Origin of the sequence: Nocardioides sp. GCM10028917 (genome assembly GCF_042666175.1) — a bacterium.
Classification (GTDB): domain Bacteria; phylum Actinomycetota; class Actinomycetes; order Propionibacteriales; family Nocardioidaceae; genus Nocardioides.
This window is the reverse complement of sequence record NZ_JBHTFL010000001.1, coordinates 73,113-86,025: the sequence shown is the minus strand read 5'-3', so window position 1 is coordinate 86,025 and position 12,913 is coordinate 73,113. Positions and strand designations below refer to the sequence as shown.

General features: G+C 71.5%; 12 protein-coding genes. 8 read left to right on the top strand and 4 right to left on the bottom strand.

Annotation, left to right across the window (positions count from 1 at the left end; translation table 11 throughout):
* The first annotated feature begins 47 nt into the window (after positions 1-47).
* Genes ACFQW6_RS00410 through ACFQW6_RS00385 form a run of 6 tightly spaced genes read left to right on the top strand, consistent with a single transcriptional unit; the run spans position 48 to position 7,591 of the window.
* Entirely contained in the window at positions 48-2,021 is a 1,974-nt protein-coding gene (locus tag ACFQW6_RS00410) for a TIGR03960 family B12-binding radical SAM protein (RefSeq protein WP_378540215.1), read from the top strand.
* 20 nt (positions 2,022-2,041) lie between these two features.
* Positions 2,042-2,881: a hypothetical protein gene (locus ACFQW6_RS00405; RefSeq protein ID WP_378540214.1), complete on the top strand. Its 840-nt coding sequence runs from the start codon at positions 2,042-2,044 to the stop codon at positions 2,879-2,881.
* Positions 2,878-3,576, top strand: coding sequence for a hypothetical protein (locus tag ACFQW6_RS00400; protein ID WP_378540213.1), 699 nt, complete (start codon positions 2,878-2,880; stop codon positions 3,574-3,576). Before ACFQW6_RS00405 ends, ACFQW6_RS00400 begins: the two co-directional genes overlap by 4 nt.
* Before the next feature lie 52 nt (positions 3,577-3,628).
* Entirely contained in the window at positions 3,629-4,678 is a 1,050-nt protein-coding gene (locus ACFQW6_RS00395) for a methyltransferase domain-containing protein (RefSeq protein WP_378540212.1), read from the top strand.
* Positions 4,675-6,306, top strand: a complete 1,632-nt coding sequence (locus tag ACFQW6_RS00390) for a glycosyltransferase (protein WP_378540211.1) — start codon at positions 4,675-4,677, stop codon at positions 6,304-6,306. The genes ACFQW6_RS00395 and ACFQW6_RS00390 overlap by 4 nt, the downstream gene beginning before the upstream one ends.
* Before the next feature lie 43 nt (positions 6,307-6,349).
* Positions 6,350-7,591, top strand: coding sequence for a hypothetical protein (locus ACFQW6_RS00385; protein ID WP_378540210.1), 1,242 nt, complete (start codon positions 6,350-6,352; stop codon positions 7,589-7,591).
* Between the two features lie 14 nt (positions 7,592-7,605).
* Here the strand turns inward: ACFQW6_RS00385 and ACFQW6_RS00380 are convergent, their stop codons facing one another.
* The 4 genes from ACFQW6_RS00380 to ACFQW6_RS00365 are packed head-to-tail and all read right to left on the bottom strand — an operon-like array spanning position 7,606 to position 11,160.
* On the bottom strand, positions 7,606-8,511 hold the full coding sequence (locus tag ACFQW6_RS00380; RefSeq protein WP_378540209.1) for a glycosyltransferase family 2 protein: 906 nt from the start codon (positions 8,509-8,511) through the stop codon (positions 7,606-7,608).
* Positions 8,508-8,894 (bottom strand): DUF2304 domain-containing protein, encoded by a 387-nt coding sequence (locus ACFQW6_RS00375; protein ID WP_378540208.1) that lies wholly within the window; start codon positions 8,892-8,894, stop codon positions 8,508-8,510. Before ACFQW6_RS00375 ends, ACFQW6_RS00380 begins: the two co-directional genes overlap by 4 nt.
* Positions 8,891-9,751, bottom strand: coding sequence for a glycosyltransferase family 2 protein (locus tag ACFQW6_RS00370; RefSeq protein WP_378540207.1), 861 nt, complete (start codon positions 9,749-9,751; stop codon positions 8,891-8,893). The genes ACFQW6_RS00375 and ACFQW6_RS00370 overlap by 4 nt, the downstream gene beginning before the upstream one ends.
* A 41-nt stretch (positions 9,752-9,792) precedes the next feature.
* Positions 9,793-11,160 carry a hypothetical protein gene (locus ACFQW6_RS00365; RefSeq protein ID WP_378540206.1) on the bottom strand — a complete coding sequence of 456 codons (1,368 nt, stop codon included), beginning with the start codon at positions 11,158-11,160 and terminating at the stop codon, positions 9,793-9,795.
* A gap of 103 nt (positions 11,161-11,263) precedes the next feature.
* On the opposite strand from ACFQW6_RS00365, the gene ACFQW6_RS00360 reads away from it, so the two are divergent.
* Complete coding sequence (locus ACFQW6_RS00360) at positions 11,264-11,902, top strand: class I SAM-dependent methyltransferase (protein WP_378540205.1); 639 nt, start codon at positions 11,264-11,266, stop codon at positions 11,900-11,902.
* A gap of 64 nt (positions 11,903-11,966) precedes the next feature.
* On the top strand, positions 11,967-12,695 hold the full coding sequence (locus ACFQW6_RS00355; RefSeq protein WP_378540204.1) for a TIGR03936 family radical SAM-associated protein: 729 nt from the start codon (positions 11,967-11,969) through the stop codon (positions 12,693-12,695).
* Positions 12,696-12,913 lie beyond the last annotated feature (218 nt).

The window sequence follows — 12,913 nt, the reverse complement described above, 5'->3', positions numbered from 1 at the left end:
CTGCGCCGCCCTTCCCTGATCCCGATCCCCGTTCGAGGTGGTGCTGCATGTCCGTCGCGTCGGTCTTCCCGCGCCTGGAGGCGAGGCTTCCCTCGGTGCAGAAGCCCATCCAGTACGTCGGCGGCGAGCTCAACTCGGTCGTCAAGGACTGGGACTGTGCCACGACGTCCGGTTCCGGCGGCCCGACGGTCCGGTGGGCGCTGATGTACCCCGACGCCTACGAGGTGGGCCTGCCCAACCAGGGCGTCCAGATCCTCTACGAGGTGCTCAACGAGCGCGACTGGATCATCGCCGAGCGCACCTACTCGGTGTGGCCCGACATGGAGCAGGTGATGCGCGACGGTGACGAGCAGGGCCCGATCCCGCAGTTCACCGTCGACAGCCACCGCCCCGTCGGTGCCTTCGACCTCTTCGGCCTGAGCTTCTCCACCGAGCTCGGCTACACCAACATGCTGAACGCCTTGGACCTGGCCGGGATCCCGCTCCACGCGGTCGATCGCGGCGAGGACGACCCCGTGGTGATCGCCGGAGGCCACGCCGCGTTCAACCCCGAGCCCATCTCCGACTTCGTCGACGCGGCGGTGCTCGGTGACGGTGAGGAGGTCGTGCTCGCGATCTCCGAGGTGGTGCGCGAGTGGAAGACCGAGGGCCGACCGGGCGGTCGCGACGAGCTGCTGCGCCGGCTCGCGGTCACCGGCAACATCTACGTCCCCCGGTTCTACGACGTGACCTACGCCGCCGACGGCTCCATCGAGGCGGTCGTGCCCAACCGGCCGGGCATCCCCTTCCGGGTCCGCAAGCACACCCTGATGGACCTCGACCAGTGGCCGTACCCGGCCAACCCGCTGGTGCCGCTCGCCGAGACCGTGCACGAGCGGTTCTCCGTCGAGATCTTCCGAGGCTGCACGCGCGGCTGCCGGTTCTGCCAGGCCGGCATGATCACCCGACCGGTGCGCGAGCGGTCCATCAAGACCATCGGCGACATGGTGGAGAACGGCATCCGCAAGTCCGGCTTCGAGGAGGTCGGCCTGCTGTCGCTCTCGAGCGCGGACCACACCGAGATCGGCGAGGTCGCCAAGGGCCTGGCCGACCGCTACGAGGGCTCGAACGTCTCCCTGTCGCTGCCCAGCACGCGCGTCGACGCCTTCAACATCACCCTGGCCAACGAGTTCTCCCGCAACGGTCGCCGCTCGGGGCTGACCTTCGCGCCGGAGGGCGGCTCGGAGCGGATGCGCAAGGTGATCAACAAGATGGTCAGCGAGGACGACCTGATCCGCACCGTCGCGGCGGCGTACTCCCACGGCTGGCGCCAGGTGAAGCTCTACTTCATGTGCGGCCTCCCGCGGGAGACCGACGAGGACGTGCTCGCCATCGCCGACCTCGCCAAGCGCGTGATCAAGACCGGCCGCGAGGTCTCGGGCCGCAACGACATCCGGTGCACGGTCTCCATCGGCGGGTTCGTGCCGAAGCCGCACACGCCGTTCCAGTGGGCCGCGCAGCTCGACCACGAGGCCACCGACGAGCGGCTCCGGCTGCTGCGCGAGGTGGTCCGCGAGGACAAGAAGTACGCCCGCGCGATCGGCTTCCGCTACCACGACGGCAAGCCCGGCATCGTCGAGGGACTGCTGTCCCGCGGCGACCGACGCGTCGGCCGCCTCATCGAGGAGGTCTGGCGCGACGGCGGCCGCTTCGACGGCTGGAGCGAGCACTTCTCCTACGACCGCTGGATGTCGTCGGCGGAGAAGGCGCTCGCCGGCACCGGCGTCGACGTCGACTGGTACACCACCCGCGAGCGCGACTACGACGAGGTGCTGCCCTGGGAGCACCTCGACTCCGGCCTCGACAAGGACTGGCTCTGGGGCGACTGGGAGGACGCCCTGGCGACCGCCGACGGCGCCGACAACGAGATCGAGGACTGCCGCTGGACGCCGTGCTACGACTGCGGCGTCTGCCCCCAGATGGGCACCGAGATCCAGGTCGGCCCGACGGGCCAGAAGCTGTTGCCGCTCAGCGTCGTCTGACACTGGCATGATTCCGGCTCGTGCCCCACGTGCTGGACCTCGGTTCCCGGAAGTTCTGGCAGCTCACCGGTCGTCAGGTCGACCTCGAGGGTCGCGAGCGATGGCTGGACGCACCCGTCAGCCGGTCGCCGCGGGTGAGCGAGGAGTGGCTCGCCGCCGAGGCCGCCCGCCACGGAGGCGTGCTCGGCGCTGACGAGCCGGACGCGGGCCTGCTGCCGTCGATGGCGGTCCTCGACGGCCCGGGCTTCGACTCCGGGCGGCTGCGCCCGGAGGTCCGCGACTTCTACGAGCACACCGCGGCGTGGCAGATGGAGGTCTGGTCGGGCTGGTCGCCCGTCTTCTGGCCCGCGGGGGAGCTGGTGTCCCGGCTCTGGGGGCGGCGCGTCGAGCAGCTCGCCCTGCCGATGCGCCCGCTCGAGGTCGCCCGCGGCATGGACAGCCGGGTCACCCCGATCCGCGACCGGCACGGCGACCAGGTCGCCGCCGCGTGGAACCGCACCCTGCGCGGCAGCGGCAGGCCGGTGTTCAGCGGCGCCTACTCGGCGCGCACGCTGCCCGGCGCCGACCGGCCGAGCGTGCACGTCGCGTTCCCGCTCGAGTCGGGCAACGTCCAGGTGTTCCTCCGTCCCACGGTGACCGACGACGGCGGGCTGCTGCTGGAGTCACCGACCGGCAGGTTCGGCCAGGACGGGGCGTACGTCGTCGTCCGCGACCGTCGCGCCCACGCCGCGCGCGTCCCGCTGCACGAGACCTTCCACCTGTACGTCGATGCGGACGGCGTGCTGCGGACCGACCACGAGCTGCGGCTCTGGGCGGCGTCGGCCGTCCGCCTGCACTACAAGCTCGAGCGGGTCGCGTGACCCTCCACTCCTTCCACCTCGCCGAGGTGCCCCGCCGGGTGGGCGTGCGGGCGCTCCTCCGCCGGCCCGCCGCGGCCACGCCCGGGCTCGACCACGCCGAGTGCCTGTCGCTGATGCGGCTCGGCGCTCCCACCGTGTCGCCGGACCGGCTGCAGGTCGGGCGGCTCGCCGTCTTCGCGCAGTGGCGCGACGAGGCGGCGCTCGAGCGCTTCCTGGCCCGTGACCCCCTGGGGCGTGAGCTCGCCGGTGGCTGGCACGTGCGGCTCGAGTTCCTGCGTCGCTGGTCGACCATCGCCGCCCTCCCGGGGTTGCCCGTCCGCGCCGTCACGTGGCGGCAGGACGAGCCCGTCGTGGCGGTGACGCTGGCCCGGATGCGGCTGGGGGAGGTGCCGCGCTTCCTGCGCAGCGGCAAGCCCGTGGAGCGGCTCGTGCGCGACCACCCGGGCGTCACCCTCGCCGCCGCCGCCCTGCGCCCGCCGCACACCATCTCCACCTTCTCGGTCTGGCGCACGGTGCAGGAGATGGAGGACATGGTGCACGGGCGCGCCGCCGTGCCGGACCCGCGCCGGCACGCCGACGCGATGGCCGAGCGCGACCGTCGCGACTTCCACCACGAGTTCGCGACCTTCCGGTTCCGGCCCGTCTCCGAGCACGGCGCGTGGCAGGGCCGGAGCGGCATCGTGCCGACCGTCTGACACGTATAGCCTGACCCCGCACATCGCCCGCCGTCAGACAGGGGACGCTCACGTGAGCGAGGGAACGCGCTCGGAGGACTACTCGAGCACCTATTACAACGACGCACACCTGGGCGGCTACGACCACTACACCTGGGACAACGACGAGTGGCGCACGTTCTTCCTCTCCGTCGCTGACCGCATCGTCGGGGCGGTGAACCCTCGCACGGTCCTCGACGTGGGAAGTGCACGCGGGCTCCTGGTGCAGGCGCTGGCCAGCAAGAACGTCGATGCCGTGGGGATCGACATCTCGGCGCACGCCGTCCAGACGGCGCACGAGGACGTGCGCGACCGCCTCCGCGTCGAGTCGGCCACCGAGCCGCTGGGCGGACCCTACGACCTCGTCACCTGCATCGAGGTGCTCGAGCACATGGCTCCGGGCGACGCGCAGAAGGCCATCGACAGCATCACTGCCGCCACCGACCTCGTCCTGTTCTCCTCCAGCCCCGCCGACCACGACGAGCCCACCCACGTCAACACGCGCCCCACGGCGCAGTGGGCGGCATGGTTCGCCGAGCGAGGCTTCTTCCGCCGCACTGACGTCGACCTCTCGTCCATCTCCCCGTGGGCTGTGCTGTTCGAGCGGGCCGAGCTGACCCTCCACACGCTCGCCCAGCGCTACGAGCAGCAGCTCGCCGCGGTCAACGCCGAGCTGGTGCAGAAGCGGCAGGCGCTGCTCGACTCGCACCGGCGCGTCAGCTCCCTCAACGAGCAGCTGGAGGCCGGCACGTCGACGAAGGTCGCCGAGCAGGCCGCGCAGGCCGAGGAGTGGCGCGCAGAGGTCCTGGCTGCTCGCCACCAGCTGCTGACGACTCGTGACCACATCGTGGGGACCGAGGCTCAGGTGGCGCAGCTCACCCGCGACAACGCGCAGCTGCGCGGGCAGCTCAGGAAGGCGCGCAAGCAGCTCGTCAACGTACGCGGACGCCTCGAGGAGGCTCGGCAGCGCACCGGCCGTCTCGTCCGGGAGAACCGGCGTCTCACCGACCAGGCCGCACACCCGCCGCCGCGGCCGTCGCTCGTGCGCCGCGCGGGACGGAAGCTGCTGGGCGGATCCCGGTGAACCCACCACTCTTCTCCATCGTCACACCGGTCTACGAACCGCCGGTGGACGTGCTCGGCGACACGATCGCCTCGGTCCTCGCGCAGGACTTCGAGAGCTGGGAGTGGATCCTGGTCGACGACTGCTCACCGACCGAGGCGGTCCGGGAGCTGATCCGTGAGCACGCGGCCAGGGACCCGCGCATCCGGCTGGTGGAGCGTGAGACCAACGGCCACATCGTCGCGGCTTCCAACGACGGCATCGACGCCGCCCGAGGCGAGTTCATCGTGCTGCTCGACCACGATGACCTGCTGACGCCGGGCGCGCTGTCCGCCAACGCTCGGCAGGTCGCGGAGCACGACGACGTCGACTACCTCTACTCGGACGAGGACAAGGTCGACGACGAGGGCAACCTCTACGACGAGTTCCGCAAGCCCGAGTGGTCCCCCGAGCGCCTGCGCGGTCAGATGTACACCTCGCACCTGTCGGTGATGCGCACCGACGTCGTTCGCCGCGTCGGCGGGTTCCGCGAAGGCTACGACGGCTCCCAGGACCACGACCTCGCGCTTCGCGTGGGCGAGGTGGCACGTCGGGTCGTCCACATCCCCGAGGTGCTCTACCACTGGCGAGCCGTCGTGGGGTCGGCGTCGGCCGACATCAACGCCAAGCCCTACGCCACGATCGCAGGCGCCAAAGCCGTGCAGGACCACATGGACCGTGTGGGGCTCGCCGCCGATGTCGGTCAGGGACCGGTTCCTGGTCACTACCGGATCACCCGCCGGCTCGACCCCGCGCTGCGGGTGTCGATCGTCATTCCGACCATCGGGCAGTCCGACCTCATCTGGGGATCGCGACGCGTGATGGTCGTGGAAGCGGTGCGGACGCTCCTGCACCGTACCGCGCACGACAACCTCGAGATCGTCGTGGTCTACGACGAACCCACGCCGCCGGAGGTGCTGGCAGAGCTCCGGGAGGTGGCCGGCGACAAGCTGACCCTCGAGCTGTTCACCCGCCCCTTCAACTACAGCGAGAAGATGAACGTCGGGTGCCTCCGGGCGTCCGGGGAGCGACTGGTCTTCCTCAACGACGACGTCGAGGTGATCTCGCAGGGGTGGCTCGAGCAGCTGGTCGCGCCGCTCGACGAGCCGGACGTCGGACTCACCGGCGCTCGCCTCTACTTCAGCGACGCGACCGTCCAGCACGCCGGGCACGCCTACGCCGGCGGCCACTACCTGCACCCGTTCCGGGACCTGCCGCGGGACTCCTACGGGCCGTTCGGCGCCCTCATCATCAATCGTGAGGCCAGCGGCGTGACCGCAGCCTGCGCGGCGATGCGTCGTGACACCTTCGTCGAGATCGGAGGCTTCTCGGAGGCGCTTCCGGCCAACTTCAACGACGTCGACCTCTGCTACAAGGTGCGTCAGGCAGGGCAGCGCATCGTCTACGTCGCCTCCGTCGAGCTCTACCACTTCGAGTCGCGCAGCCGCGAGCGTGCGGTCCACGACTGGGAGCGCAACCTGGTGCGCGGCCGTTGGGGGATCCCGCTCGACGACCCCTACGTGCCGGGGCTGAGGCGCACCAGGCCCACCGGGAAGGGCGCCGGCGCTCGCAACGGCGCCAACCGCGGCCGTACGAAGGGGCGCGCCTGACCGCCGTCGGTGCCGACGGGGTCGCCACCTAGGATCGCATCTCGTGTCCTCGAGCGAGTCGCCCGCCAGATCCGGGTCCTTGGTACCCGTGCTGGCCGCGGCGGGGACGAGCGGTGTCGCCGGCTACGTGGTGCTGGTGCTGGCCGCGCGGGTCCTCGACCCGGCGACGAACGCAGCGTTCCTCGTGTTCTGGGGGGCGATGTTCGCCGTCTTCGGTGCCCTCGTCGGCCTGACGACCGAGACCACGCGCGCGGTCTTCTCGTCCCAGGGACAGGGATCCACCGCGGTCCTTCCCGCTGTGCTGGGACTGGCGGGCTCGGTCGCGTTGGCGGTGGCGGCCTCGGGGCTGGCGTGGGCCCCGCTGCTGTTCGGCGATCGCTGGCCGGGCCTGCTCGCTGCGATGGTGGTGGGCATCGTGCTGTTCGGCCTGCAGCAGGGCCTCAACGGGGCCGCGGCCGGGACCTCCGCGTGGAACGCGTACAGCCTCTTCGTGGGGTCCGAGGCCGTGATGCGCCTGGTCCTGTGCGCGCTGGTGGTGGTGGCCGGGGGACAGCTGCTCGGCCTGGCATGGGCCGTCGCGCTGGCGTGCGGCACGTGGGTGGTCTGGCTGCTGCTGCGTCGCGACCACCGCGTCCTCGTGCACGTCCGGGTCTCCGGCACGGTCTCGGGGCTGGTGCGGCGCATGCTCGTGGCCTGCTCGGCAACGGGAGCGTCCGCACTCCTCCTCGTCGGCTACCCCGTCCTGCTGAGGGTCACCACGCCGGCCGAGGTCTTCGCGGGGGCCGCGCCCATCGTCCTGTCGGTCTCCCTGTCCCGGGCGCCGCTGCTGGTACCGCTGGGCATCTACCAGAACGTCCTCGTCACGCGGGTGATCCGCGACGGGCTCCGCGTGCTCCGCCCGATCGTCGGCGGCCTGGTCGTGCTCACCGCCGTCGGCAGCCTGCTCGCCTGGTGGGTGGGGCCGTGGCTCCTGCACGTGATCAACCCGACGTACGACGTGTCAGGGGGCGTGTTCGCCGGTCTGGTGCTGGCCGCGGGCCTGGTCGCCGCGCTGACCCTCACCGGTGCGGCCACGGTCGCGCTCGACCGTCACGCCGTCTACCTCGCCGGGTGGCTGGCGGCCACGGCAGCGTCGTGGCTCGTCCTGATGGTGCCCGGCAGCCTCGAGAGCCGGGTCCTCGTCTCCCTGGCGGCTGGTCCCGCGGTGGGCATCGCCGTGCACGTGGGGTGGGGACTGGTGCGTGGAGCAGCCGGCGGCACACGGACCTCCCGGCTGCCTCGGTGACGAGGAAGGGCGCGTCAGCCGACGGCGTGCCTCAGCACCTGTCGTACGGCCCCGGTCCTGTCCTCACGCGAGCGCAGGGCCCCCGGCAGGAGGGTGAGCGCGTGCAGCCGCGACGTCCACCGGCGTCGAGCCTCGCGCTCAGCGCCGTGCCAGCCCTTCTCGCGCATCTGTGCGGCCGCATCGGCGAAGTAGCGCCGATCCTGGGCGAACCTGCTGCCGTCGCTCAGGGTGGTGCCCGACAGGCTGGTGGCGTGACGTCGGTAGGCGAAGGTCACGTCGGGGTCCAGCACGAGGGCTGAGCCGTCGGCGACCATGTCGAGGACGAGGGCGAGGTCGAGGATGATCGGCAGGTCCTGCCGGAAGGCGTGGCGCTGGACCTTGTTCGTGCGGAACACCAGCGAGGGCCAGTAGAGCCAGTTGCCGCGGAGCAGGCTGGCGGCGAGCTCCTCGCCCGAGAGGACCAGGGGACCGCGGGTGCGCGGCCTCACCCATGACTTGACCCGGTCGCCGAGCGGCACCACCTGCCTGCCGGCGGAGTCGATGACCTGCACCCCGGGCTGGAAGATGTCCGCGTCGGGGAAGGCGGCCAGGAGCTCCTGCGCCCGAGCGACGTAGTCGGGGAGCATGACATCGTCGCACCCGAGGAACACCACGGCCTCCCCGGAGGCGAGGTCGAGGCACCGCTGGAAGTTGGCCGCGATGCCGAGGTTCTCCTCGTTGCGCCGGTAGTGGATGCGCTGGTCGCTCTCGCGGGCGAACAGCCCGGCGACGGCCGGATCGGGGTAGCAGTCGTCGACGATCGTCAAGGTCCAGCGCGGATCGCGCTGTGCGCGCACGCTGTCGACTGTCGTCATCAGGAGGTCGGGATCGCCCCAGTAGGGGACGAAGATCTCCAGTGGGGCAGCGACTGGGGCGGTCAACTCGTCGACTCGTCGTGGGAGGCCGCCGGCGGCTGCTGGGACTCGCGGCCTCGCTCGATCTCCAGCCGTACCAGCGCCAGCTCCTCGGCGAGGGTCCGCGTCCGCTCCTCGAGCCGGCTCAGCTCGGAGCTGTGCTGGAGCGTCAGGACGAGGATCACGATCGCCGCGCAGAAGAAGAGGAGGTTGGTCGGGACCGCGAGCCCGACGGCGTCGGAGGCCTCGTAGAGCAGGATCGGGAACAGCGCCACCGTGATGACCGCGACGGCGACGAGCGCCCAGATCAGCGCGTACTTCTCGCGCAGCCGGTGCCGGCGCATCATCTCGAACAACGTCAGGAGGATGACCGCGGAGCCCGCGATCCCCAGGATCGTGCTGCCGCTCATGGTCGTGCCTCCGGGTGCGCGACGGAGCGCGGGGCGTCGGTGGTGGGCTCGACGGTGGATTCGGACGTCGGCTCCGTGGTCGGCTCGGTGGTCGGCTCGGTGGTCGACGTGCGGACCTCCGCCTCGTCCTCGAACTGCGCGGGCCAGTCGCGGACCAGGGCGAGCAGCAGTGCGACCACGGCACGGCAGAGGTAGATCGCTGCCTTCACGGGGGAGTGCGAGGCGCGGCCGGCGGTGCGTGCCCGCATCGTCACGGGTTCCTGGGTGATCCGGCAGCCCGCGCGTGCCGCGATCACGAGGGACTCGACGGTGTCACCGAGGTACTCGGCCGGGTAGTGCTTGGCGAAGAGCGCGATCGCCCGGCGGTTGGAGACCCGGAACCCCGAGGTGACGTCGGTGAGCCGGGTCCGCGCCAGGCGCGAGAGGACCCACGCGAGCAGCACCATGGCCCAGCGACGCGGGCCCCGGACGACGTAGGGGTCGTCCGCCTTGGCGAAGCGGGCGCCGATCACCACGTCGGCACCGTCGAGCCGATCGACGAGGGCGGCCAGGAAGCGGGGATCGTGCTGCCCGTCGGCATCGATCTGCACGGCGACGTCGTAGCCGTGCCGCAGGGCGTAGCGGTAGCCGGTCCGCATGGCACCGCCCACGCCGAGGTTGAACGGCAGCCGGCACACCGTGGCCCCGGCCGCCACCGCCACCTCGGCGGTGCGGTCGGCGGAGCCGTCGTCGACGACCAGCAGGTCCGCCCAGGGGACACACGAGTGGATCTCATGCAGGGTCGCGGCGATGCTCGCCTGCTCGTTCCACGCTGGCACGATGACGAGAACTCGGAGACCGTGCGGTCCTTTCGACACCCGCGCGATGCTATCAACCGGAGGGTGTCGATCAGGCCCCATCAGGCCTCGCCCATCATCAGCGCCAAGCCCCACGTGACGACTCCGAGGGCGAGCAGGGTGTAGCGCAGCCACGGGCGCGGCCTGCCGACGAGCAGGGCGGCCGACAGCAGCGCCCATGGCAGCAGCGAGTGCGCGTAGCGGCTCGGAAGCGGGACGTAGATGTTCTCGACGATGCCCACGACGATCGCCAGGGCCGGGGCAGACACCACGGCCACCAGCACGGTGCTGGCTCCGACGAAGCGGCGCAGCGGCGGCAGCCCGGCGGACAGCGCGAGGCCGACGGAGCCGCCGATCGCGAGCGCGCTGGCCACGGTGTACACGGGCAGCGTGGCCGAGCCGGTCGCATAGGGCGCCAGCGCGCCACCGCCGAGGGCCGGCAGGAAGTTGCCCAGCTCGACGACGAGGTTCTTGCCCTCGAGCGGTGCCCCGAAGCCGAACTTGGGCTGCTCGCCGACCGCCAGCGCCGACCGCAGCGCGATCCAGCAGCCCTGGGCGACGATGGAGGCGACGAGGGTCGCCGCAGCTGAGATGGTGCGGCGGTCGGTGAGGAACGCGCGCACCCGGGGCCTCGCCCCGCCGGCCTGCTGCGAGGCGCCGTACGCCGCTGCGAGCACGAGCACGAGCGCCGCTGCGACGAACGCGATGAAGTTCTGCAGCTTGAACAAGGTGGCCAGCGCCGCCGCCGCGGGGAGGAGGAGCAGCGGTCGCCGCCCTCCGTCGAGCGCCTGCATCGTCAGCAGTGCGGCAAGGCCTCCGGACGCGAGTGCGGTGGCGTCGGTCGAGATGTAGGTGTTGCCCCAGTAGGCAGCGAGCGAGCCCACCATCACCAGGTTGAAGCCCACTGCGATCGGGATCGGCACCCTGGCACGGCGCATGGCGAGGTAGAGGAACACGGCGCCGAGCGCGAGCCAGAAGCCACCGACGAGGCGGCCCGCGCTGACGAAGTCGACGCCCGCCCAGATGAGGGGCTGGGCGAGCACCCGGGTCGCGCCGAAGTACAACGGGGTGTAGAGGTCGGCGGTGGTCCCGCCCCCGATCGGGTACCCCACGCTGTTGGGCTTGCGACAGGCCGCTGGGTTGCGCGGCATCTCGGGGATGTTGCGCACCCCGTGGCAGACCACGTACTTGCGGGCGAAGAACGGCATCGCCTCCCCGCGCCTCACGATGCCGTGGTCAGCGACCTTCGCGTAGTAGCCGACGTACTGGTACTCGTCGATGGGGGACATCATCTCGTGCTCGGTGACCTGGTCGGTCGTGAAGACGAACGACGCCACGATCAGCGCCAGGACGGCGACGAGGTCGCCGCGCCGTCGCCACCACGGTGTTCTCGGTTCCGACGGAGCCACCGCGTCGGCTTCTGCGCTCATGGGAGGGGACCCTAACCAAGCGGCAGGGTGCCCATGAATTCGCCGCGGCTGGGCTCCGATCACGGCCCGGTTCCCGACGAACGGTGGCGGTAGGGTGCCGCGCATGAACGGCTCCTCGGCTGAACTCCCCGAACCCCACGTGCCGGACACCCGGTCGCACGAGTACGCCGACCGGCTCCGCGACCTGAGCGGAGCTCGGTGGAAGGAGCTCCTCGACGTCCAGCGCCCGTACCGGTGGAACCTCCACCGCCAGGGTCTGGGACGCACCCTCGACGTGGGATGTGGCATCGGCCGCAACCTGGTGAACCTCGGGCACGACTCCGTCGGGGTGGACCACAACGCCGAGTCCGTCGCGGAGTGCCGGGCACGCGGTCTCGAGGCCTACACGACCGAGGAGTGGCAGTCGGGCCCCGTCGTCGCAGTCCCCGAGTCGTTCGAGGGCATGCTCGTCGCCCACGTCCTCGAGCACGTCCATCCCGAGCACTGGGAGGGCCTCGTGACGGCCTACCTGCCCTACCTCAAGCCCGGTGGGCGGGTGATGATGATCTGCCCGCAGGAGAAGGGCTACACCACGGACAGCACGCACGTGCACTTCACCGACGGCGCGCAGATGGCGGACCTGGCCAGGCGCGTCGGCCTCGAGGTGGAGAAGAACTACAGCTTCCCGTTCCCGAGGATCGCCGGACGCGTCTTCCCCTACAACGAGTTCTGCCTCGTCGCGCGCAAGCCCGCGCGGCGGTGACGGCACCCGTCGGCGACCTCCGGCGCGTCGGTCCACCGCGCCCCGAGAGATAGTCTCGTCGGCCGTGCCCCAGCAGCAGCCCGAGCAACAGGCCCCTCCCGTCCAACGACTCCGCGTGCGATACGCCAAGCGCGGGCGCATGCGCTTCACGAGTCACCGGGACTTCAGCCGCGCCTTCGAGCGGGCCGTCTTCCGCGCGCGGGTGCCCATGGCCTACTCCTCGGGCTTCAACCCGCACCCGCGCATCTCCTACGCCGGGGCGGCCCCGACGGGGTCGGCGAGCGAGGCGGAGTACCTGGAGCTGGCCCTGGCCGAGGTCGTCGTCCCCGCCAGTGTCCACGCGATGCTCGACGAGGCGCTCCCGCTCGGACTGGACGTCCTCGAGGTCGTCGAGTCGCCCGGTGGATCGTTGGCCGACCTGCTCGAGGCCAGCCGCTGGCGGATCGCGCTGACCGCCGACCACGCCGCGGTCACGGACGCCGTGACGCGGTTCCTGGCGGCGGACGAGGTGCTCGTGGAGCGGATGACGAAGAAGGGGATGCGCGAGTTCGACGCTCGTGGGGCGGTCCTCTCGCTGGTGGTCGACCCGGCCGACGCGGCCACGCCCGGACGTACGTCGATGGACGTGGTGCTGCGGCACGGAACGCCGGCCGTGCGCCCCGACGACGTCCTCCGCGGGCTCGAGGCCGCGGCAGGCCTGCCTGTGGACGAGGCGCCGCTCATGACCCGGCTTGCGCAGGGCCCGCTCCTCGGGTCGGGCCAGGTCGGCGACCCGCTGGCGGATCGGGCATAGCGCCACGCGGGGGCCGGTGTGCGATACTCGCCACGTTCGACGCCCTGACCACCGTCGGGATCCGTCGAGCCGACGACGTTCTCGCCGGCCGCACCAGCGGTCGGCACCCCGAGTGGGTGGACGTCACCGGACCGCGACGCGGCCACAGGAGTCGGTGACAGCGACTCGGTGGCCCGGCGACCGCGGCGGGTGGCGCACCGGTCGCTCGGAGACGCACC